The sequence below is a fragment of the Pseudoalteromonas sp. SR44-2 genome (assembly GCF_014163745.1).
Taxonomy (GTDB): Bacteria; Pseudomonadota; Gammaproteobacteria; order Enterobacterales; family Alteromonadaceae; genus Pseudoalteromonas; species Pseudoalteromonas distincta.
Genome location: NZ_JACJDW010000004.1, coordinates 153258 through 175931 on the forward strand (window position 1 = coordinate 153258; position 22674 = coordinate 175931).

Sequence of the window (22674 nt, forward strand, 5' to 3'; positions counted from 1 at the left end):
AAATGGCTGGTTATTTTTCAGTTTTATTGGTGTTATTAACTTTAGGCTCAGGCTTAATATGGTTAATAGATCACTTAATGTATGCACCTAAAAGACAGGAGCGCTTAGCGATAGCGCAAACGTCTGCTGGAGCCCCGTTAGATGAAGAAACTGCGGCATTAATTGCACCAGAACCAGTACTAACAGAAACAGCAAAGTCGATTTTCCCGATGATTGCAGCAATTACTATTTTTAGATCATTTATCTTTGAACCGTTTCAAATTCCATCCGGTTCAATGATGCCTACATTATTAGTAGGTGATTTTATTTTAGTACAAAAGTATTCATATGGAATAAAAGACCCTGTTTGGCGTACTCAATTAGTTGATATTGGGCAGCCTGAGCGTGGTGATATTGTTGTTTTTAAATACCCTTTAGATGAAAATGTTGACTATATTAAACGTACAATTGGTTTACCTGGCGATAAAATTGTTTATCGCGATAAACGTTTATATATTCAGCCAAATTGTAAAGAAGGCGAAACCCAGCAGGGTGAGCTTTTATGTAATGAATTCAATAAAATTGATTTTAAACTAATTAATGATAACGAATTTAAACAAGGCCCAATGCCTCTAGCTCGTGTAAATGAAAATTTAACAACAGTTACGCATGATATATTAATCAACCCACAAGCGCCTGAGAGAAAAGGGCGTTACTACCAGCAACCGGGCACGCCTTCTGATGAATGGACTGTTCCTGCTGATCATTATTTTATGATGGGTGATAACCGCGACAACAGCCAAGATGGTCGCTTTTGGGGCTTTGTACCAAAAGAAAACTTGGTGGGTAAAGCTGTCTTTATATGGATGAGTTTTGAATTTGAGAATGGCCCTGATGATATTTTACCAGGATGGGTTCCAACTGGTGTTCGCTTTGAGCGCCTAGGTAATATTCAGTAACGATGAAAAAAAATGTAACAGAATTATATAAAAAAATTGGCTATGAATTTGCCGATCAAGGTTTACTTGAGCAAGCAATGACGCACCGCAGCCACAAAGGCCAGCATAATGAGCGACTAGAATTTTTAGGCGACTCTATTTTAAGCTTTGTGATTGCCAATGCACTTTATGCCAAATTTCCTAAAGCGCGTGAAGGCGATTTAAGCCGCATGCGCTCAACGCTTGTGCGTGGTCAAACACTTGCCGAGTTTGGTCTTGAATTTGGCCTAGGCGATTATTTACGCTTAGGGCCGGGCGAGCTTAAAAGTGGCGGATTCCGTCGCGAGTCAACGCTTGCTGATGCAGTAGAAGCTATTATTGGCGCTGCATTTTTAGATTCAGGTATTGATAGCTGTGGCGATCTTATATTGTCATGGTACGAATCACGATTAGATGCTATTTCACCAGGGCTTAACCAAAAAGATCCGAAGACCCTGCTGCAAGAGTATTTACAAGCCCGTAAATTATCTTTACCGGGTTACACTGTGGTTGATACCAAAGGCCAAGCACACAATCAAACATTCACGGTCGAATGTATTGTTGATGGAATGGATAGCATAATTTCTGTAGGTAGCTCGCGCCGTAAAGCCGAACAAAAAGCTGCTGAAAAAGCATTGAAGATACTTAAAAATGAACCTTGATACCCTAATACAGCCTCATGAAGGTGATGTAGATACGTTTTGTGGAATGGTTGCTATTGTAGGGCGCCCAAACGTAGGTAAGTCGACTTTGCTTAATGAAATTATTGAGCAAAAAGTGAGTATTACCTCACGTAAACCACAAACCACGCGTCATCGTATTATGGGTATTCATACCGAAGGTAAGCACCAAGCGGTATATATAGATACACCAGGTCTACACGTTGAAGAAAAACGTGCGATTAACCGTTTAATGAACCGTGCCGCGTCTAGCTCTATTGGTGATGTTGAGCTTATTATATTTGTAGTTGAGGGCACTCATTGGAATGCCGATGACGACATGGTACTTAATAAAGTATCGCAAAGTGGTAAGCCGGTATTATTGGTTATTAATAAAATAGACCAAGTTAAAGACCGTGACCTTGTGTTGCCTCATATGAAGTGGTTAAGTGACAAGTTTGATTTTGTTGGAATTATGCCTGTATCGGCAACGCAAGGTAAAAATGTTGATTTAATCAAAGCAGAAGTTACTAAACGCTTACCTCCTTGCGAATTTTACTTTCCGGAAGATTATGTAACTGACCGTTCAATGCGCTTTATGGCAGCTGAAGTAATTCGTGAAAAACTAATGCGTTTTATGGGCGAAGAATTGCCGTATTCTGTAACTGTTGAAATTGAGCAGTTTAAATGGCAAGACAACGGTATTTGGCATATCAACGGGTTAATTCTTGTTGAGCGCGAAACACAAAAACGCATGGTTATTGGTAATAAAGGCGAAAAGCTAAAAACCATTGGCCGTGAAGCCCGTAAAGACATAGAAGAAATGCTTGATAACAAAGTGTTTTTAGAGCTTTGGGTTAAAGTTAAGTCGGGTTGGGCTGACGATGAACGTGCACTAAGAAGCTTAGGTTACAGTGAAGACTAAACCAAGCAGTAGCTTAGTGAATGGATAGCGACTTCTACACCGCGTATTTATTACATCGGCGTCCTTATAGTGACTCCCAAGTAATGTTAGATATGCTTGTAGAAGGCGTTGGTCAGTTAAGAATGCTGGCCCGAATTAGTGGTCGCCAGACCACTAAACATAAAGCACAACTTCAGCCGTTTCAGGCACTGCTTGTTAATTACAGTGGCAAGTACGATTTAAAATATATCAATAAGTTTGAACTGCATGGGAACTCGCACTTTTTAAAAGGTGATGAGCTTTATTGTGGTTTTTATTTAAATGAGCTTACAAATCGTATCGTTCCTGTTAACGAGCCAATTGAACAAGTATTTGAGCTATATAAAACTCATCTATCAAACCTAAACAGCGGGGCTAATTTACAAGAGGTGCTTCGCTCATACGAGTTTCAACTATTGGAATTACTCGGTTATGGCGTGGATTTTAGTTTTGACGCCAGTGGTGAACCAATAGATGAAAAGCAGACGTATAGTTATTTCCCCGAACTTGGTTTTTTAGTACAAGAAGATACACGTTCTGGATTTAGTGGCAAACAACTCAACGCCATAGCAAATCATGACTTTAGCCAAAATGATGTGCTATATATGGCAAAGCAATTAAGTCGCTATTTATTAAAACCCTTATTAGGTAGTAAACCATTAAAAAGCCGCGAGCTATTTATGGCCTCTCAATAAACGTAATTTTACAGGTAAGAAAATGAAAGATATTCTTTTGGGTGTAAACGTAGATCATATTGCAACACTTCGCCAAGCGCGTGGAACAAGCTATCCAGATCCCGCTCATGCAGCCAGTGTAGCAGAGCATGCAGGCGCAGACGGTATTACGATTCACTTACGTGAAGACAGACGCCATATTCAAGATCGCGACGTTTACGTGATGGCTAAAACCATTCAAACTCGTATGAACCTTGAAACCGCTGTTACCGATGAAATGATAAAAATCGCGCTTGAAGTAAAACCTGAGTACGTGTGTTTAGTACCTGAAAAGCGCGAAGAATTAACAACCGAAGGTGGCTTAGACGTAGCCGGTAATATAGATAAAATTAAAGCAGCAACAAAAACGCTTACCGAAGCGGGTATTAAAGTATCGCTATTTATTGATGCAGATAAAGCACAGTTAGATGCAGCGAAAGAATGTGGTGCTCCTTATGTAGAAATACACACAGGCGCGTACGCTGATGCAACAAATGATACTGATTTACACAAAGAGTTAGAGCACATTCGTGAAGGTGTTAAATACGCAGCAAGCTTAGGTTTGATTGTTAACGCGGGCCATGGTCTTCATTATCATAACGTGAAACCAATCGCCGCAATGCCTGAGATTTATGAGCTAAATATTGGTCACGCTATTATTGCTCGTGCAGCGATAGATGGGCTCGATAAAGCTGTACGTGACATGAAACGATTAATGATTGAAGCAAGAATGTAATACGAATCTACATAAGCACTTAAAAAGCTTAATAAAAAACGCGGTAAATACCGCGTTTTTTTATATCTAAATTTCAAGCTTATCTTTGTAGCTCAGTTACATTTGCATCAGCAAGTAGGTTTTCAAGCTCATCTTGTAACTCAAATAATTCAGGTTCAATATTCTCTAACAAGCATTTATTTTTAAGCGATGTTTCGATTATTTCTGCGAGTGATTTAAGTTTAGGTACACCAGTGTAACAACATGCACCATGAAACTTATGGACAATACTTAACACTTGCTGGCAATCGTTACTCTCTATTGCTTTAGCAAGTAATGTAAGGGTCTCAGGGACACTTAAAAGTAGCATGTTAAGCATCTCTAGCGCTAACTCGCTCTTTCCGCCAGCACGCTGCAGGGCTTGTGCCCAATCAATTCTACTACTTTGAAATGGTGCAGGACTTTGTGGTGTATCTGTCTTAGCTTTGTCACGATTAACAGGAGTCTGTGGACTATGGTCGCTAATAATTTGTTTAAGCATATCTTCATCAATAGGCTTAGTTAAATAGCCTTTAAAGCCATCTTTTAGTAGTTGCTCTTTTTCGCTTTGAAGGGCGTGTGCCGTTACAGCGATAATGGGTGTGTCTTCATTAAGTGATGATTCTTGTATAAGCTTACATGCGGTTATACCGTCCATAATTGGCATTTGTATATCCATAAAAATTATGTCGTATTTATGACTTTTACTTAAACTGTATGCCTGTGAACCATTATGAGCCGTTTCTATTACTTCAATCTGTTCACTTAACAAAGTATGGAGAAGTTTTAAATTAGCATCGTTATCATCAACAACCAATACTTTTAACGGCAGTAGAGCTTGATCGTTTTGTTCAATATTATGAGTCGGGTGGTCAAGTCTGTAAGGTGCTGCAAGTACTTCACATAACTTACGGTGATTAAGTGGCTTACTTAAGCATGCATCAGCTCCGCTGCCTATAAAGGCTTCTCGCATATTGTGCGATACAGTATTAAGCATTAAATATAAGTAATCAGTAGATTCACGCACGGCTTTTACATAGCTTTTTAGTTGCTGCATATCATCAACAGATGCCATATGGCCAATTAAGCAAACGTCATATTTATGTTCAGTATTTTTTATAGCGTCTAAAAAGCTAGTTTCGTTAAAGCATGCCGTAACGTTTGATTCCCACTGGGTTAATAACGAAAGTACGGCATGGTGCGTATGCTCATGTGGCTCTAAATATAAGATACGCTTACCAATGAGCGATTTAGTCGGTAGGTCATTTGTAAATACGTGATTTGGCAAACTAAACACACTATTGAATGTAAAGCAGGTACCGTTACCAGGCGCAGAATTTAACGTTATACGACCACTCATTGCTTCAACAATATGCTTGGTAATAATAAGACCAAGGCCTGTACCACCAAACTTACGCGTAATGCTTGAGTCTGCTTGTCCAAATGGAGTGAATAAAGAGTCTTGCTTATCCATAGGTATACCCACGCCAGTATCTGTTACTGACACAAGTAAAGAAGTACGTTCATCGTCGAGTAACCGATGGCTTATGTCGACCTTAATAGAGCCTTTTTCGGTAAATTTAATCGCATTACTTAATAGGTTTATTAAGACTTGTTTAAAGCGAGTGGGATCGCCTGTTAAGTCATCCGGTACTTGTTGGTTAATGTAAATGGATAGCTCTAATTGCTTATCGTGTGCGCTAGGAGCGAGTAGTGTCATTACTTCATTTACAGCATCACGAAGTTGAAACTGAATCGACTCAAGCTCCATTGCCCCCGCTTCTAGTTTGGAGAAGTCTAAAATATCGCTAATAATAGTCATTAAACTATTTGCTGAGAGCATAATAGTGTCGAGGTAATCTTTTTGATGTTTATTCAGCGGTGTTTTATAAAGCTGGCGTGTAAATCCAATAACACCGTTTAACGGAGTACGAAGCTCGTGACTCATTTTAGCTAAAAAGTCTGATTTTACACGGTTAGCATCTTGCGCTTCTTTTTTTGCAAACGAGAGCTCTATATTTGACGTTTCGTATTGCTCTAGTGTTTCGCGGTAGTCGCTTGTTGCTTGATCAATATTTTTTTGCATTTCATCTTTTTGCATCACCATAGTGTGAGCAATGGTGTTTAAGCCTTCTCGAAGTAACTCAAACTCACCAATCATGTTGTCGTTAAGGCCAGTACTTCTTTTACCTTCAACTAACTTGTCGGTTGCAAGTACTAACTTATTAAGCGGCGTCATAAACATTCGGCTTAACCTTAAAGCTAAAATAGCTGCAAACACCAATGATAAAATAATTACAATACCGCTAATTAATAAAGCACGTTGTTGCCCTATAACAGCTTGGTCTTTGTTTAGCTGTATAATAACGGTGCCCAGAGATGACTGAAAAGCCGATGGGTCCCATTTAGAATCGTGACTAGTATGGTTAATAATGGGTGTGAAAAATGTAACAAGCTCATCTGACTTTTGCACATGGGTGGTTTTTAAATTTATGAGCGTTTTTTGACTAATTAACTTTTCAAATGAGCGGTGATAATTACTGGTCATTAATAGCGCATTATTTTTATCAAAAATTGCAATCGACTTAATTGTAGGGGAGTGCTTGTTATGTGTGTAGCTTATAAGGCGATTCAATAGCTGTTTGTTTTTTTCGAGCATGGGTTGCTCAAGCGCAATAGCAAGGGGCTCAGAAATAGTAGTGCCTTGCTGATATAAAATTTCATCAAGCTCAATGTAACGATTTATTGTAAAATAGCCACCAAGTAGTAATCCTATGATCACCGTTGGGATCAGGGTCAGTGTTAAAACAGAATCGCGTAAGCCTAATTTGGTCATAATGAGAGCGTTTTATCGTTATTAGTATGACTTGAGTATATACGGTTCAACACGCATTCTAAAGCATCTAAATATAGGTGCTTCATAAATAAAGTTAAGGTAATGCCTAATGGCGCAAATTTTTAAAGCGAAAAAAAAACCGTTAAAGCAACAAACACTAGAATTGACTATAACGGGAATGGATCATCAAGGGCGTGGCATTGCTAAACATAACAATAAAGTATGTTTTGTAAGTGGTGCATTACCAAACGAAACAGTCAAAGCAACACTCGTCGAAGATAAAGCTAAATACAGTAGTGCAAAAGTAACTAAAGTTATTCAAGCGAGTGAATCAAGAGTAGATGCTTTTTGTGAGCACTATAATCAGTGTGGTGGTTGCCAATTACAGCATTTAGAAGTAAGCCAACAAGTTGTAGAAAAACAAACTGCAGTTACTCAGTTATTTAGTAAGTTTGCTAAATTAAACAGCTTAAAATGGCAAACCCCATTATTAAGTAAACCTGTGCATTACAGACGCAGCGCTCGCATAGCCGTTATGTTTGATAAAGCAGCTAAAAAAATGCGCGTGGGTTACAGAGCAAGTGGCTCAAAAAATATTGTGAGTATTAATAAATGTGCAGTACTTGATGAAGTATTTACGGATGTTTTCACACTTTTTGATGATTTAATTAATCAACACAAAGCACTGCACAGTATAAGCCATTTACAGTTATGCCAAAGTGATAAACAAAACTTTGTTGTTATTCGTCACACTAAAGCAATTAATGATGATACAAAGGCTTTGGTTGAGCACATAACAAAAAGCCAGCAGTTTAAAATTGTATGGCAAAGCGAGAGCGATGCAATAGAACATTCACACTTAGCCATGCCATTTTATTATCTTAAAGAATTTGATCTAAAATTTGAATTTGGTTTAGGTAATTTTATTCAGGTAAATGCGCAAGTTAACGAAGCTATGTTAAAGCAAGCTGTAAATTGGCTTGATTTAAAAGGTGATGAAAATTTATTGGATTTATTTTGTGGGATTGGTAATTTCTCATTAGTGCTGGCAAAACAAGCAAAATCTGTAATTGGTGTAGAAGGTGTGACTTCAGCGGTTGCAATGGCTGCTCAAAATGCGCAAACTAACTCTATTACCAATGCGCAGTTTCATTGCTTTGATTTAACCCAAAGCATACAGAGCGCCCCATGGTTTAGCAAAAACTTAGATGTGCTTGTACTCGATCCTTCCAGGACTGGTGCTATGGCTGTATTAGAGCAATTACCTTTAAAGCAGTTTAAAACTATTTTATATGTCTCTTGTGACCCTGTTACTTTAGCCCGTGACAGCGCAATTATTTCACAAGCTGGCTTTGATCTTAATAAAATTGGGCTAATGAATATGTTTCCTCATACAGGGCATATTGAAACTATGGCGTTATTTCAACGGAGGTAGAACGCATTATGGTAGCTACACGACAATCACATCAACAAGATGAGACAACAGATTTTAGCACTCGGCTTTCATTTCTTGCCTTGTCTGAAGAAAAAACAGAGCTACTTACTAAAGCCCAAGCGCTCTGCGTAAAATGTGATAGTGAAAGCAGGCAAACTACTGCAATCGAAATGGTTGAAATTTTAGCTGAGCTAAATCTCGACCCTGAATCGTTAGCTACTGCGTATTTAACCCCGTATTTTTTAAACGACTTAATATCGCTTGAAACCATCGAAGAGCAGCTTGGGAATAACATTGCCATGCTGTTAACTGGGGTTGCACAAATGGCCACTATTAGTACTTTATCGCATCAAGGTAAAGGCACTATGCAAGTTGATAATATTCGAAAAATGTTATTAACCATGGTTGAAGATGTGCGCGCCGTGGTCATTAAGCTTGCCGAGCAGGTATGTCATTTACGCAATGTAAAAAATGCGGATGAAGAAGACCGCGTTATTGCCGCTAAAGAAACAGCAGATATTTTTGCACCATTGGCAAACAGATTAGGAATAGGGCAATTAAAATGGGAACTGGAAGATTTATCGTTTAGATATTTGCACCCAGGCACCTATAAAAGCATAGCCAAACAACTTGACGACAAACGCCTTACACGCGAAGCCTACATGGAAGATATGGTTGAGCAAGTAAAAAACCGTTTAAGTGAAGCGGGCATAGAAGCCCAAGTTTATGGTCGTCCTAAGCACATTTACAGCATTTATAAAAAAATGCAGCAAAAAAACTACGAGTTTGATCAGCTTTTTGATATTCGGGCAATGCGTATCGTCGTTGAACGATTGCAAGACTGCTACGGTGCGCTGGGCATTGTGCACACCAATTGGCGTCATCTTAATAAAGAGTTTGACGACTATGTAGCAACCCCAAAACAAAACGGCTATCAGTCAATTCATACCGTGGTATTTGGACCTGAAGGTAAAACGGTAGAGATACAAATTCGTACCAGCGACATGCATCAAGATGCTGAGTTAGGGGTGGCTGCACACTGGATGTACAAAGAAGGTGCATTACCAGGGCGCGGATCGGGTTATGAGCAAAAAATTAGCTGGTTGCGTAAATTACTGCAATGGCAAGAAGAAGTAGTCGATGGCGGCGATTTAGCAGAAGAGCTTAAAAACCAAGTAGTAGAAGATCGCGTATACATATTTACCCCAAGCGGCGATATTATCGATTTACCACTTGGCGCTACACCGCTTGATTTTGCTTACTACATCCACTCAAATGTGGGGCATCGTTGTATTGGTGCAAAAATATTCGGCAAAATAGTGCCGTTTACGCATCAACTTACAACAGGGGATCAGGTAGAAATACTCACCCAAAAACAACCAAATCCAAGTCGTGATTGGTTAAACCCGTCATTAGGATACATTAAATCATCCCGTGCTAGAGCCAAAATTCATCACTGGTTTAAACAGCTCGACCGCGACAAAAACTTAAGTGCGGGGAAAGAAATTCTCGACAGTGAATTACAAAAGCTCAATTTAACATACAAAGATTTAGAGCCAGCCATTAAGCGTTTTAACTTTAAAGAGCTGGATGACTTAATGGTTGCGATTGGTGCGGGCGATGTTCGCCTCAATCAAATGCTTAACTTTGTAAGTGATCGGACTGAAGATGAGCCGGTTATTCGCATTAAAGCACCAAGTAAAGTAACTGGTGACAAAAACGGCATTGTAGTTGATGGCGTTGGCAGCTTAATGAGCCATGTAGCCAAGTGCTGTCGCCCAGTACCTGGCGATGAAATAATAGGTTATATAACGCAAGGTCGAGGAATAGGTGTTCATAAGGAAGACTGTGATTCGTTTAATAACTTAAAAAACCAGCATCCTGAGCGTGTTATTTCGGTAAGTTGGTCTGATGATATCAACGGCTCGTACGCACTAAGTATTAAAATAGAAGCCACCGACCGTTCAGGGCTAATACGCGATATAAGCTCAGTACTTGCTAACGAAAAAGTAAATGTTTTAAACATGAACGTAAATACGGTTGAAGATAATCAGTTAGCTATATTTACAATGCAAATAGAAGTGCATGATTTATCGGGTACTAACCGTGTTCTTTCTAAATTACACCAAATTGAAGGTGTACACGATGCCAAGCGTGGTCACTGATAATGAATGATAATACAGCGCTTACACAACTTCTTAGCATAATGAAAACACTGCGAGATCCCAAGGGCGGTTGTCCGTGGGATCTCAAGCAAGATTTTAAATCTATTGTGCCGCATACACTTGAAGAAGCGTACGAAGTTGCTGACTGTATTGAATCAGGCAACTTAGATGAGCTTAAAGGTGAATTGGGTGATTTGTTATTTCAAATAGTTTTTTATGCGCAGCTTGCACAAGAGCAAAATCTATTTGATTTTAATGATCTAGTAGAGCAATTAAACGATAAGCTTACCCGTCGTCATCCGCATGTGTTTGGTGAAAAAAAAGAGTTAACAGACGATCAATTATCGCAGCAGTGGCAAGCAATCAAAGCACAGGAGCGAAGTGCTAAAGCGCAAATCGAATCCCCTTCTTTTTGGCAAGATATCCCTGGCAATATGCCAAGCTTAAGCAAAGCCAAAAAAATTCAACAACGCGTGGCTTCCCTTGGCTTTGATTGGCCAACGTATCATGGTGCACTAGATAAAGTGAGTGAAGAAGTGCTTGAAGTAAAAGAAGCGATTGAGCAAGACCCGCTATCTGATCATACAGCGGAAGAACTCGGCGACTTACTTTTTGCCACTGTTAATGTTGTACGCCATGTTAAACGAGATCCCGAACAACTGCTTCGTAGCGCTAATGATAAGTTTTCAGCGCGTTTTGAAAAGGTAAACGCTTATTTGCATTCGCAAGGTAAAAGCTTAGATACAGCAACCTTTGAAGAGATGGATAGTGCGTGGGATGCGATTAAAAAAGTAAAATAGGCTTAATGTTAAATAGTGCACATTTTTTGTGCGCGTATTAGCTAATTTTAGCTGGATTGATAAGCAGTGTTTTGGTACAATTTCGCCCCGTCTTGATGATATACCCTTAGGCTCTTCTTTGGGTGTTATATTCCTTTTAATTCCTGATATTCTAGGGTTCGCATGAGTACAAAATTTATCTTCGTTACTGGCGGAGTTGTTTCTTCGTTGGGTAAAGGTATTGCCGCAGCTTCACTGGCCGCTATTTTAGAAGCCCGTGGTTTAAATGTTACCATTTTAAAGCTGGATCCTTACATCAACGTTGACCCAGGCACAATGAGCCCAATTCAACACGGTGAAGTTTACGTTACAGAAGACGGCGCAGAAACTGACCTTGATTTAGGTCACTACGAGCGTTTTATCCGTACCAAAATGACTAGTCGTAATAACTTCACACAAGGCCGTGTATATGAAGACGTATTACGTCGTGAGCGCCGTGGTGAATACCTAGGTGCTACTATTCAGGTTATTCCACATATCACTAACGATATTAAGCAACGTGTATACGACGGTGCTGAAGGTTATGATATTGCTATTGTAGAAATTGGCGGTACTGTAGGTGATATTGAATCACAACCGTTTATTGAAGCAATTCGTCAGATGGGAACTGAAATTGGTCGCGAACGCGCGCTATTTATTCACTTAACGCTAGTGCCATTTTTAGGCCCTGCCGGTGAAGTTAAAACGAAACCAACTCAGCACTCTGTTAAAGAGTTACGCTCAGTAGGTATTCAACCAGATATTCTTATTTGTCGTTCAGACCGTAAACTACCTAATAATGAGCGTGCAAAAATCTCATTATTCACAAACGTAGAAGAAAAAGCGGTTATTTCACTACCCGATGTAGACAGTATTTATAAAATTCCTGCGTTATTAAAAACACAAGAATTAGATAACTTTGTATGTCGTCGTTTTCACTTAGATCCACCAGAAGCTGATTTAGCTGAGTGGGAACAAGTACTTTATCAAGAGTCTAACCCAACGGGTGAAGTGACCATTGGTATGGTTGGTAAATATATTGAATTACCAGATGCGTACAAATCGGTTAACGAAGCATTAAAGCATGCGGGTCTTAAAAACCGCCTAACAATCAACATTGAATACGTAGATTCACAAGACTTAGAAAGCAAAGGTGTTGAATTACTTTCACACTTAGATGCTATTTTAGTACCGGGTGGATTTGGCGGACGTGGTGTTGAAGGTAAAATCTTAGCAGCTAAATATGCACGTGAAAATAAAGTACCATACTTAGGTATTTGTTTAGGAATGCAAGTAGCATTAATTGAATATGCACGTAATGTTGCAGGTTTAACGGATGCAAACTCTACAGAATTTAATGCAAATTCAGAAGCGCCTGTAGTTGGCTTAATTACTGAATGGCTAGATGCTGAAGGTAATGTTGAAACACGTAGCGAAAAATCTGATTTAGGTGGCACTATGCGTTTAGGCGCACAAAAATGTCATTTAACGCCTGGTTCTAAAGTACATGGAGTATATGGCAGCGACGAAATTGTTGAACGTCATCGTCATCGCTACGAAGTAAATAATAACTTCGTAGAAATACTTGAAAAAGCAGGCTTAAGCTTTACTGGTTTATCAGAAGATAAAAAACTGGTAGAAATTATCGAAAATAAAGATCACCCATGGTTTATTGCCGCGCAGTTCCATCCGGAATTCACGTCAACGCCACGTGATGGTCATCCGTTATTTGAAGGGTTTGTAGCAGCTGCACACATCCACCAAAAAGCGAATTCGTAATTTTAAAAGCCGTGCATATTGCACGGCTTTTTTGTTTTAAGGGCTGACTAAGCTATATAAAACGTAGTAAAGTTAGCTGAACTCACCATTTTGGGAATATAGAGGAATCAAGATGTCAGAAATCGTAAAAGTAATCGGTCGCGAAATTATGGACTCGCGTGGTAACCCAACTGTTGAAGCAGACGTACATTTAGCAGATGGTTCTTGGGGTCGTGCAGCAGCACCTTCAGGCGCATCTACTGGTACTCGTGAAGCATTAGAGTTACGCGACGGTGATAAATCACGTTACTTAGGTAAAGGCGTATTAAAAGCAGTTGGTTATATTAATAAAGAAATTGCTGATGCTTTAGCTGGTCAAAATGCATTAGATCAAAACGCTGTTGATAAAGTGATGCTAGATTTAGACGGTACCGAAAATAAAGAAAAATTAGGTGCAAACGCAATCTTAGCGGTATCACTAGCAACTGCGAAAGCAGCTGCACAGTCTAAAAAAGTTGAGCTTTATGAACATATTGCTGACTTAAATGGCACACCAGGTGTTTACTCTATGCCACTTCCAATGATGAACATCATCAATGGTGGTGAGCACGCAGATAACTCTGTAGATATTCAAGAATTTATGATCCAACCTGTTGGCGCTAAAAACTTCCGCGAAGGCCTACGTATGGGCGCTGAAGTATTCCACAGCCTTGCTAAAGTGCTTAAAGCTGATGGTCATTCAACAGCGGTTGGCGATGAAGGTGGTTTTGCACCTAACCTTGCATCTAACGAAGCGGCTCTTGCTGCAATCAAAGTAGCTGTTGCAAACGCAGGTTACGAGCTAGGTAAAGATATTACTTTAGCGATGGATTGTGCTGCATCTGAGTTTTACGACAAAGAAGCAAACATCTACGATCTTAAAGGTGAAGGTAAAAAATTCACTTCTGAAGAATTTAACTTCTTCTTACAAGATCTTACTAATCAGTACCCAATCGTTTCTATCGAAGATGGTCTTGATGAGTCTGATTGGGATGGCTTTGCACATCAAACTAAACTAATGGGTGATAAAATCCAATTAGTAGGTGATGATTTATTTGTAACAAACACTAAGATTTTAAAACGTGGTATCGACAACGGTATTGCTAACTCAATCTTAATTAAGTTTAACCAAATCGGTTCTTTAACTGAAACTTTAGCTGCAATCAAAATGGCTAAAGATGCTGGTTTTACTGTTGTTATTTCTCACCGTTCTGGTGAAACTGAAGATTCAACAATTGCTGATTTAGCAGTGGGTACGGCTGCAGGTCAAATCAAAACAGGTTCATTGAGCCGTTCTGACCGTGTTGCAAAGTACAACCAATTGCTACGTATTGAAGAGCAATTAGGTGATAAAGCACCGTACAACGGTCTTAAAGAAGTTAAAGGTCAGTAATTCTATTTTATATAGAATTTAACTTTTAACTTTAGATGATAAAATCCTCGCCTATGCGGGGATTTTTTATGCCTGATACTTTTTCCAAAGAGATGAAAATAAATTGTAGGCTTTAAGCTTGTTGATGTCCGCAGCACTAAAGAGTGGAACACAAAAGTATAACGCTTTATTCATGCTTTAGCTTCTTACGCACTCATAGCTGAAACTGCTGCTTTAAAATATCACCTGTAAAACTGGTTTTTAAATAAAAACCACGGGGTAGGGTTTTAATTATTTGCCCATTTGGGCCAATAGCATCAGTGACTATTTTACTATGAGCAGCTTTGGGGCGTATTTGCATAGCATCGCCTAAATGGCCTGATATTTCGTCGACCCTACCTAGCGCAATTAGCTCCATTTGCTCTTCCCAGTCGCGTTGTAACAAAGCGTCTTGTTCAGGTGAGGGCTGCCAGAAAAAGCCGCTGCCGATGGTTCTGTCAAACGGCGCAATATCACGTTCGCTTAAAATTGGCAGCCATAAAACATGATTTAGTTTTTTACGCACAGAGCTGGTATGCCACGTCATTCCTGTCACGTTCATTAAAGGTGTAACCGATACAAACGTAGTTTCCAGTGGCCTACCTTTATAAGAAATAGGCAGTGTTTTTAGCTCAATTCCTAAATCTTCAAAATCGGGGAGGGGTTTTGAGCCTGCAGTAGCGCCTAGTACGTATTCAATGAGTTGCCCAGTCCAGCCTTTTTCACGTAGTAAATCATCTGGCGTTTTAAAATTATACTTGTTAGCAAGTTGTCCTAGCGTTAATCCGGCAATACTGTTAACGCGTTGCATTAAGTCGTTTATTGAGTGTGGTTTTGTAGGTCGCATATTCTTAATTTCGGTTGTATAAATACCATAGCCATGATAGCAAATAGGCTAAGCCGTGGATATCTTTAGGGTTGTACGTTTTTTGTTCTCTTGTTGTTTGTGTTAATTTTGCACATATTGAAATTAAGCTACTTTACTTTAAGTTACTGACTCTGCAGGTGTTTTTAAATGTGCACGTTCAGTTTTGATTAAGCCATTTAAAAGTTGTAAGGATAAATACAACTATATAAACATGTTTATCCACAGAATCTGTGGAGAAGCTAAGTTTTAAGATCTAATATTGTGGATTTGTTTGCAAAATGAGCGTGTTTCACAAAAGTTATGCACAAACTGTGAGTAACTAGAGGAAAACAAGAACCGCAATAGCTTTGCTGAGTTATTTTCTAAATATTTACCTATTCTCCATTAATTTATCAACATACTAAAAGCTCAAACTTAGCTCACTAATTGGCTTGGGTATAATAGTATTTGCCGTATTGCGGCTAATGTGGAACAATCATTAAAAATCGACTTACAAATGAGGCACTAAGGTGATTGATGCCGAAGGTTTTCGTGCCAATGTCGGAATTGTGATTTGCAATAATCAGGGACAGGTTTTTTGGGCCAGACGTTATGGTCAACACTCTTGGCAATTTCCCCAAGGTGGTGTTGATGATGGCGAAACTGCAGAACAAACCATGTACCGTGAATTACACGAAGAAGTAGGGTTGCGACCAGAAGATGTAGAAATAGTCGCAAGCTCAAAACATTGGTTACGCTATAAATTACCCAAACGATTAATCCGCCGAGACTCTAGTCCGGTGTGTATTGGGCAAAAACAAAAATGGTTTTTACTAAAATTACGCTGTAAAGACGAAGATGTAAATTTACTTAAAACCCATCATCCAGAGTTTGATGATTGGCGCTGGGTAAGTTATTGGTATCCTGTAAGACAGGTTGTATCGTTTAAACGGGATGTTTATCGACGAGTAATGAAAGAGTTTGCTCCTTTCGCCATGCCTTTTAATAAGAGAGAACAACATAAAGATCATTGGCGAAATAAAAGGTAGTAATTTCTCGATACAATAAAGGAGCAGGGTATGCTGGCTACACTGAGATCTATTGCGGAGTCTGTATCGCGACAAGCGAATTTAGACAGCGCATTAGTGTGCTTTGTGCAAATGGTTAAAGATGCCATGAAAACCCAGTGCTGCTCCATTTATTTTGCAGATTACAGCCAAGACAATTTTGTACTTATGGCTACCGAAGGGTTAAATCCTGATGCGGTGGGTAAGTTTAGAATTGGGTTTACCGAAGGCTTAGTGGGCCTAGTAGCGCAACGCGAAGAACCTATTAATATTGCATTTGCTAAATCACATCCTCGCTTTAAGCTCTCTCCCGAAGTAAATGAAGAAGGCTACAACGCTTTTTTATCTGTACCCGTTGTTCATCAAAAAAAAGTACTGGGTGTTATTGTTGTTCAACAAAAAATGGCACGTGTATTTAGCCAAGACGAAGAGTCGTTTTTAATAACGCTTTCTGCCCAGCTTGCTTCACAGTTAGCGCATGCTGAAATTAAAGAAATACTCCGCCAAGATGAGTCATCTCATCAAACGTCTGTTTTAAAAGGCGTATCGAGCGCGCCTGGAATAGGTATAGGGCAGGCATTTGTTGTATTACCAAAGCTCGATTTTAAATCTATTGAGCTTTTAAAAGACAGTGACATTACTGAGCAGCGCCGTTTGTTTACACAAGCTGTAGCTGCAACGCGCAAAGAATTTAATACCCTATCTATGACGCTAAGCGATTCTATTCCGCACGAAGCTCTTGCGGTATTTGATGTGTATCAACAACTGCTTGACGCTAAAAGTTTAGGGCATAATGTTGAAATGCAATTACAAGAAGGCTGGTGTGCTAAAAGCGCCCTAAAAATTGTAATAGAGCGTTTAATATCTCAATTTAATGCCATGCAAGACCCTTATATAAAAGAGCGTGCTGTTGACGTTAAAGACATTGGTCTTCGCGTATTACACCATCTTGTAAATACCGAGCACGCTGTTAAAAATTATCCGGCCAACACTATTTTAATTGCTAATACCTTAACACCCGCCATGCTAGCTGAGGTGCCAAAAGGCCACTTAACAGGCGTTGTAAGCGTAAATGGCTCTGCAAATAGCCATGCTTCTATATTAACGCGTGCGATGGGGATCCCTGCCATTTGGGGTATAGAAGATTTACCTCTACTGCAGTTTAATGGCAAACCGATGATTTTAGATGCATTTGCTGGGCGTTTATATATATCGCCTTCGCAAATGTTGATGGATGAATACACAGAGTTACAGCATCAAGATAACCTACTTAATAACCGCTTTTTAGCAGAGCAAGACTCAGAATCAATTACGCTTGACGGTGAGCATGTTAGCTTATTATTAAACGCAGGCCTTGAGCTTAATACCGAGCAAAGTAGCGCGCATATTTGTGACGGTGTGGGGCTTTACCGTACCGAAGCGTGGTTTATGCAAAAGGGTCAGTTTCCTTCGCAATCAGAGCAAGAAAATTGGTACCGAGAAGTACTAACTAGCTATCATCCTAATCCTGTGGTTATGCGTACATTGGATATTGGGGGCGATAAGGTACTCGATTACTTTAACATTACCGAAGAAAACCCATTTTTAGGTTGGCGTGGCATTCGTATAAGCCTTGATCACCCAGAGTTATTTTTAGATCAACTAAAAGCGATGCTTAAAGCCAATATTGGTTTAGGCAATCTAAAAATAATGCTCCCTATGATCAGCGGCACTGAAGAAGTTGATGAGTCACTTGCGTTATTTGAACAGGCTTATTTTGAATTAAGTGAAAAATACCCAGAGCAAACCATAGAAAGACCCGACATAGGGATAATGCTAGAGGTACCTTCAAGTGTATTTATGCTTCCAGAGTGGTCGAAAAAAGTCGATTTTTGCTCAGTAGGTAGTAACGATTTAACACAGTATTTATTAGCAGTAGACAGGGCTAATGCACGAGTTGCCGAACTTTTTAACCCTTATCATCCGGGCGTACTCAGGGTACTAAATAAAGTAGCGCGTGAATGTGAGCAATATGAACTGCCATTTAGTTTATGTGGTGAACTAGGCGGCGATCCTGAAGGGGCTATTTTGCTTATTGCCATGGGTTACAGGCGCCTTAGTATGAATTTATCATCGCTTAATAAAGTTAAATGGGTACTTAGGCGTTTAAATGTTAGTGACATGGAACAACTATTAAGTGAATGCTTAGCACAATCCACAGCCAAACAAGTACTACGTTTAACGCGAAGCTTTATGCTAGAGCATAAATTAGGTGATTTGTTTTACACTCCCAAATAAGCTTATACGCCTAATTAATTGCAATACACAGATGCTATTAGTTTTATAATCCTTTAATATATAAACCTTAAAAGGGTATTTGAGATTACTATGTATGACTTAGGTTTGTTAGTCGCAAGCTGTGCACTACTAGGCTGTATTGTTGGGTTTTTAGCTGGGTTACTAGGCATTGGTGGCGGTTTAATTATCGTTCCAGTTCTAAGTACTCTGCTACTGTCATTTAATGTAACGTCAGCTGATCATGTACTAGTAATTGCTATTGCAACCTCACTCGCTTCTATTTTATTTACTTCAACGTCTTCAGCGCTGGCTCATCATAAAAATGATAACGTGCCTTGGGATTTTGCCCCATGGGTTATGTCGGGCGTGGCTTTAGGTGCACTTATTAGTGGCTTTGCAGCAAGTTTAATCCCTGAACAAATATTGCGTACAGTGTTTGCTATAAGTGTTGTATTTATTGCAGCAAGAATGGTGCTATCCGCGCGTAATAAACCGATGTCAGATAAACCGTTACCGGCAGGTCCTATTTTATGTGGATTTTCTGCGATAATGGGCGGATTATCAGGTTTAATTGGTATTGGCGGTGGTGCTTTAATAGTACCTATGCTTAATTATTTTTCGGTTGATATAAAAAAAGCAATTGGCTGCGCAGCCGCGTGCGGAATTGTTATAGCATTATTTGGCTCTATTGGTTACATCAGCGCAGGCTGGCATGTTACCGATTTAGAGCATGGTTTTGCTGGGTTTGTTTATTTACCTGCATTATTTGGAATTGTTATTACCTCGTGGTTTGTTGCGCCTATTGGCGCCAAAGCAACTCACTATTTACCTGTTAATACAATTAAAAAAGTTTTCGCGGTGCTGCTTGTAGTTATCGCAATTAAAATGGTTTTTAGCTAAAGGTTTATTTTTTATGGCACTTGAGTTTCCTCAAATTGATCCAATTATTTTTTCTGTTGGACCGCTAAGCGTACGTTGGTATGGCTTGATGTATTTAATAGGTTTTGCATTTGCGATGTGGTTTGCAAATCGTCAAGCATCAAAACCAAATTCGGGTTGGACTAAAGAGCAAGTAAGCGATTTACTGTTTTACGGCATGTTAGGGGTAATACTAGGCGGGCGTATTGGCTACGTATTGTTTTACCAGTTTAGTTACTTTATAGAAAACCCACTGTATTTATTTAGAATAGACCAGGGCGGTATGTCGTTTCATGGTGGAACACTTGGCGTTATAACTGCCGTCGCAATTTTTTCGTGGACGCGTAAAAAGTCGCTTCTTCAAGTGGGCGACTTTGTTGCACCACTGGTTCCTGTAGGGCTTTTAGCTGGACGTATTGGTAACTTTATAAACGGTGAATTATGGGGGCGTGTTACCGACGTGCCATGGGCAATGGTATTTCCAACGGGCGGTCCGCTTGCGCGTCACCCATCGCAATTATACGAAGCATTTTTTGAAGGCTTAGTGCTGTTTTTAATCCTGCAATGGTTTATTAAAAAACCACGTCCAGCAGGCAGCGTAGCCGGTGTATTTTTATTAGGTTATGGCGTGTTTAGATTCTGTATTGAATATTTCCGCCAACCCGATGCACAATTAGGTTTATTTGCCGACTTTATATCAATGGGACAAATACTTTCGTTACCTATGATTGTAGGTGGTTTAGGCTTATTAATTTGGGCATATAAACAACCTAAACAAATAACCACAGCTAAAGCATAATAAGAAGTAACGCATGAAACAATATTTAGAATTATGTCAGCGTATTGTTGACGAAGGGCAGTGGGTCGAAAATAAACGTACAGGTACGCGTTGTTTAACCGTTATCAATGCTGATTTAGAATACGATGTGGCTAATAATCAGTTTCCGATGATCACTACACGCAAAAGTTACTACAAAGCAGCGATTGCTGAATTGCTAGGCTATTTACGCGGGTACGACAGCGCTGCGCAATTTCGTGAAATTGGCTGTAAAACGTGGGATGCTAACGCAAACGATAACAATGCATGGCTTAATAATCCTAACCGTAAAGGTGAGGATGACATGGGGCGTGTTTACGGCGTACAAGGTCGTGGTTGGCAACGACCAGATGGCTCAACACTCGATCAGCTTTCCAAAGTTATTAATAACTTAAAAAATGGCATTGATGACCGTGGTGAAATAATCACGTTTTATAATCCAGGTGAGTTTGAGCTTGGTTGCCTGCGCCCGTGTATGCATACACACACTTTCTCCTTACTTGGTGATACGCTATATTTAACGTCATACCAGCGAAGCTGTGATGTGCCACTTGGCCTTAATTTTAATCAAATTCAGTGTTTTGTGTTGCTTGCGCTAGTGGCTCAAATTACCGGCCACAAAGCGGGTAAGGCGTATCATAAAATTGCTAATGCACATATTTACGAAAACCAACTAGAGCTGATGCGTGATGTGCAGTTAACGCGTGAGCCATTTGCATCACCTCAGTTAAAAATTAATCCAAAAATTAAATCATTAGAAGACATAGAAACGTGGGTAACACGAGACGACTTTGAAGTAACAGGCTATCAATGTCACGAAGCGATTCAATACCCATTTTCAGTATAATAAAAGATTAAGGAAAACATAAAATGAAAGCAGTGATCCCAGTAGCGGGCCTTGGTACTCGTATGTTACCAGCCACTAAAGCAATTCCTAAAGAAATGCTGCCAGTGGTAGACCGTCCTTTAATTCAATATGTAGTAAACGAAGCCGTTGCTGCAGGCATTAAAGAAATAGTGTTAGTAACGCACTCAAGTAAAAATTCAATCGAAAATCACTTTGATACAAGTTTTGAACTAGAAGCTACTTTAGAAAAGCGTGTTAAGCGGCAACTACTTGCCGAAGTGCAAGCAATCTGCCCTAAAGACGTAACCATTATTCACGTACGCCAGGGTGAAGCAAAAGGCTTAGGCCATGCTATTAGTTGTGCAGCGCCTATTATTGGTAACGAACCGTTTGTAGTTATTTTACCAGATGTAATTATTGATGATGTAGAGAGCGATCTTAAAAAAGATAACTTAGCAGAAATGATCGCTAATTTTGAGAAAACCAAGCACAGTCAAATTATGGTAGAACCAGTACCAATGGCACAAGTTAACCAGTTTGGTGTGGTTGATTTAGGTGATGTTGACTTAAAGCAAGGTGAAAGCTCGCCAATTCTTAATATGGTAGAAAAGCCGCCAGTAGATGAAGCTCCATCAAACTTAGCTGTAGTGGGTCGATACGTATTAAGCGAAAATATCTGGCCGTTACTTGCAAAAACTCCGCAAGGTGCAGGCGACGAAATTCAATTAACTGACGCAATTGCGATGTTAATGGAACACGAAAAAGTAGATGCATACGCTATAAAAGGCCGTAGCCACGATTGTGGAAGTAAAATTGGTTATTTAAAAGCGACTATTGAATTTGCACTTCGTCGCGATGAATTTGCTGATGAATTAAAGTCATTTATTAAAAAACTGATTTAACAGTTAATGTAAATCATGAAAGGCGCCTATATCGGCGCCTTTTTTATGAGTTTTATCAGGCCTGTTTATCTTTCGAGGTTAAATTTGCAGCAGGCTGTTTGGTATTTAGGCAAGGCAGAGCCTATGTAGTGTGGTTATTCCCCATAAATAGGCGATAACGTAGCACAAATGCCAAACATGCGCTGCCCGAAGGGTTCTGCCTCGGGGCAATTTACTCTTTGTTGCCTACATGGATGTAGGTAAGGGGCGTGAGCAGGACGCGGAAGCTTTACTCGGTTTTTACTTATTCTTACATGGATGTAAGCCAGTAGGGTAACGCAGGAGCAGTTACCGAGCCCACTAGGTTACAAACCTCGCGCCGCGATTAAATGGCCCCTAGATTGAACAAATTTTAATCCTGAAAGATCAACAGGCCCTAGAATAAAATAAGAAAGGGGCCTCTCTAAAAATAAAATTTTTTAAGTCATTACAGACATATTGTTATTTATGTTGTAAAGTTTGTGTTAATTGGC

18 protein-coding genes are annotated in these 22674 nt (G+C 39.6%); 16 read left to right on the forward strand and 2 right to left on the reverse strand.

What is annotated here, in order from left to right; genetic code table 11:
* The first annotated feature begins 2 nt into the window (after positions 1–2).
* Genes lepB through pdxJ form a run of 5 tightly spaced genes read left to right on the forward strand, consistent with a single transcriptional unit; the run spans position 3 to position 4007 of the window.
* Entirely contained in the window at positions 3–938 is a 936-nt protein-coding gene (gene lepB, locus H5115_RS04070) for a signal peptidase I (protein WP_002958716.1), read from the forward strand.
* Positions 939–940: 2 nt separating this feature from the next.
* The gene (gene rnc / locus H5115_RS04075) at positions 941–1618 is read left to right on the forward strand and encodes a ribonuclease III (RefSeq protein WP_002958715.1); all 678 of its coding nucleotides are present in this window, start codon (positions 941–943) and stop codon (positions 1616–1618) included.
* Positions 1608–2540, forward strand: a complete 933-nt coding sequence (gene era, locus H5115_RS04080; protein WP_002958714.1) for a GTPase Era — start codon at positions 1608–1610, stop codon at positions 2538–2540. Before rnc ends, era begins: the two co-directional genes overlap by 11 nt.
* A 20-nt stretch (positions 2541–2560) precedes the next feature.
* On the forward strand, positions 2561–3253 hold the full coding sequence (gene recO / locus H5115_RS04085; protein ID WP_182753775.1) for a DNA repair protein RecO: 693 nt from the start codon (positions 2561–2563) through the stop codon (positions 3251–3253).
* A 22-nt stretch (positions 3254–3275) separates the two neighbouring features.
* Positions 3276–4007, forward strand: coding sequence for a pyridoxine 5'-phosphate synthase (pdxJ, locus tag H5115_RS04090; RefSeq protein WP_002958712.1), 732 nt, complete (start codon positions 3276–3278; stop codon positions 4005–4007).
* A gap of 79 nt (positions 4008–4086) precedes the next feature.
* Here the strand turns inward: pdxJ and barA are convergent, their stop codons facing one another.
* Entirely contained in the window at positions 4087–6861 is a 2775-nt protein-coding gene (barA, locus tag H5115_RS04095) for a two-component sensor histidine kinase BarA (RefSeq protein ID WP_182753777.1), read from the reverse strand.
* A gap of 109 nt (positions 6862–6970) precedes the next feature.
* Between barA and rlmD the strand changes: the two genes are divergently transcribed.
* The 5 genes from rlmD (at position 6971) to eno (ending at position 14469) form a co-directional block, all read left to right on the forward strand.
* Positions 6971–8296: a 23S rRNA (uracil(1939)-C(5))-methyltransferase RlmD gene (rlmD, locus tag H5115_RS04100; RefSeq protein WP_182753779.1), complete on the forward strand. Its 1326-nt coding sequence runs from the start codon at positions 6971–6973 to the stop codon at positions 8294–8296.
* Between the two features lie 8 nt (positions 8297–8304).
* Complete coding sequence (relA, locus tag H5115_RS04105) at positions 8305–10461, forward strand: GTP diphosphokinase (protein ID WP_024594977.1); 2157 nt, start codon at positions 8305–8307, stop codon at positions 10459–10461.
* Positions 10462–10463: 2 nt separating this feature from the next.
* Positions 10464–11261 (forward strand): nucleoside triphosphate pyrophosphohydrolase, encoded by a 798-nt coding sequence (gene mazG / locus H5115_RS04110; RefSeq protein WP_182753781.1) that lies wholly within the window; start codon positions 10464–10466, stop codon positions 11259–11261.
* Positions 11262–11423: 162 nt separating this feature from the next.
* Positions 11424–13058 (forward strand): CTP synthase, encoded by a 1635-nt coding sequence (locus H5115_RS04115; protein WP_033020682.1) that lies wholly within the window; start codon positions 11424–11426, stop codon positions 13056–13058.
* Positions 13059–13170: 112 nt separating this feature from the next.
* On the forward strand, positions 13171–14469 hold the full coding sequence (gene eno / locus H5115_RS04120; protein ID WP_002958706.1) for a phosphopyruvate hydratase: 1299 nt from the start codon (positions 13171–13173) through the stop codon (positions 14467–14469).
* Positions 14470–14662: 193 nt separating this feature from the next.
* Here the strand turns inward: eno and mutH are convergent, their stop codons facing one another.
* On the reverse strand, positions 14663–15334 hold the full coding sequence (gene mutH, locus H5115_RS04125) for a DNA mismatch repair endonuclease MutH (protein WP_182753783.1): 672 nt from the start codon (positions 15332–15334) through the stop codon (positions 14663–14665).
* A gap of 530 nt (positions 15335–15864) precedes the next feature.
* Between mutH and rppH the strand changes: the two genes are divergently transcribed.
* From rppH to galU, 6 genes are all read left to right on the forward strand, one after another.
* The gene (gene rppH / locus H5115_RS04130; protein ID WP_182753784.1) at positions 15865–16383 is read left to right on the forward strand and encodes an RNA pyrophosphohydrolase; all 519 of its coding nucleotides are present in this window, start codon (positions 15865–15867) and stop codon (positions 16381–16383) included.
* Between the two features lie 30 nt (positions 16384–16413).
* Positions 16414–18678: a phosphoenolpyruvate--protein phosphotransferase gene (ptsP, locus tag H5115_RS04135; RefSeq protein WP_182753786.1), complete on the forward strand. Its 2265-nt coding sequence runs from the start codon at positions 16414–16416 to the stop codon at positions 18676–18678.
* Positions 18679–18768: 90 nt separating this feature from the next.
* Positions 18769–19578 carry a sulfite exporter TauE/SafE family protein gene (locus H5115_RS04140; RefSeq protein ID WP_182753788.1) on the forward strand — a complete coding sequence of 270 codons (810 nt, stop codon included), beginning with the start codon at positions 18769–18771 and terminating at the stop codon, positions 19576–19578.
* Between the two features lie 13 nt (positions 19579–19591).
* On the forward strand, positions 19592–20395 hold the full coding sequence (lgt, locus tag H5115_RS04145; protein WP_002958701.1) for a prolipoprotein diacylglyceryl transferase: 804 nt from the start codon (positions 19592–19594) through the stop codon (positions 20393–20395).
* Between the two features lie 13 nt (positions 20396–20408).
* Positions 20409–21260: a thymidylate synthase gene (locus H5115_RS04150; RefSeq protein ID WP_024594909.1), complete on the forward strand. Its 852-nt coding sequence runs from the start codon at positions 20409–20411 to the stop codon at positions 21258–21260.
* Positions 21261–21283: 23 nt separating this feature from the next.
* On the forward strand, positions 21284–22162 hold the full coding sequence (galU, locus tag H5115_RS04155; RefSeq protein ID WP_007583126.1) for a UTP--glucose-1-phosphate uridylyltransferase GalU: 879 nt from the start codon (positions 21284–21286) through the stop codon (positions 22160–22162).
* Positions 22163–22674 lie beyond the last annotated feature (512 nt).

What these genes read in the sequence shown, in the direction of transcription:
- lepB (WP_002958716.1), top strand. Translation starts at nt 3, where the DNA reads ATGGCTGGTTATTTTTCAGTTTTATTGGTGTTATTAACTTTAGGCTCA.
- rnc (WP_002958715.1), top strand. Translation starts at nt 941, where the DNA reads ATGAAAAAAAATGTAACAGAATTATATAAAAAAATTGGCTATGAATTT.
- era (WP_002958714.1), top strand. Translation starts at nt 1,608, where the DNA reads ATGAACCTTGATACCCTAATACAGCCTCATGAAGGTGATGTAGATACG.
- recO (WP_182753775.1), top strand. Translation starts at nt 2,561, where the DNA reads ATGGATAGCGACTTCTACACCGCGTATTTATTACATCGGCGTCCTTAT.
- pdxJ (WP_002958712.1), top strand. Translation starts at nt 3,276, where the DNA reads ATGAAAGATATTCTTTTGGGTGTAAACGTAGATCATATTGCAACACTT.
- barA (WP_182753777.1), bottom strand. Translation starts at nt 6,861, where the DNA reads ATGACCAAATTAGGCTTACGCGATTCTGTTTTAACACTGACCCTGATC.
- rlmD (WP_182753779.1), top strand. Translation starts at nt 6,971, where the DNA reads ATGGCGCAAATTTTTAAAGCGAAAAAAAAACCGTTAAAGCAACAAACA.
- relA (WP_024594977.1), top strand. Translation starts at nt 8,305, where the DNA reads ATGGTAGCTACACGACAATCACATCAACAAGATGAGACAACAGATTTT.
- mazG (WP_182753781.1), top strand. Translation starts at nt 10,464, where the DNA reads ATGAATGATAATACAGCGCTTACACAACTTCTTAGCATAATGAAAACA.
- H5115_RS04115 (WP_033020682.1), top strand. Translation starts at nt 11,424, where the DNA reads ATGAGTACAAAATTTATCTTCGTTACTGGCGGAGTTGTTTCTTCGTTG.
- eno (WP_002958706.1), top strand. Translation starts at nt 13,171, where the DNA reads ATGTCAGAAATCGTAAAAGTAATCGGTCGCGAAATTATGGACTCGCGT.
- mutH (WP_182753783.1), bottom strand. Translation starts at nt 15,334, where the DNA reads ATGCGACCTACAAAACCACACTCAATAAACGACTTAATGCAACGCGTT.
- ptsP (WP_182753786.1), top strand. Translation starts at nt 16,414, where the DNA reads ATGCTGGCTACACTGAGATCTATTGCGGAGTCTGTATCGCGACAAGCG.
- H5115_RS04140 (WP_182753788.1), top strand. Translation starts at nt 18,769, where the DNA reads ATGTATGACTTAGGTTTGTTAGTCGCAAGCTGTGCACTACTAGGCTGT.
- lgt (WP_002958701.1), top strand. Translation starts at nt 19,592, where the DNA reads ATGGCACTTGAGTTTCCTCAAATTGATCCAATTATTTTTTCTGTTGGA.
- H5115_RS04150 (WP_024594909.1), top strand. Translation starts at nt 20,409, where the DNA reads ATGAAACAATATTTAGAATTATGTCAGCGTATTGTTGACGAAGGGCAG.
- galU (WP_007583126.1), top strand. Translation starts at nt 21,284, where the DNA reads ATGAAAGCAGTGATCCCAGTAGCGGGCCTTGGTACTCGTATGTTACCA.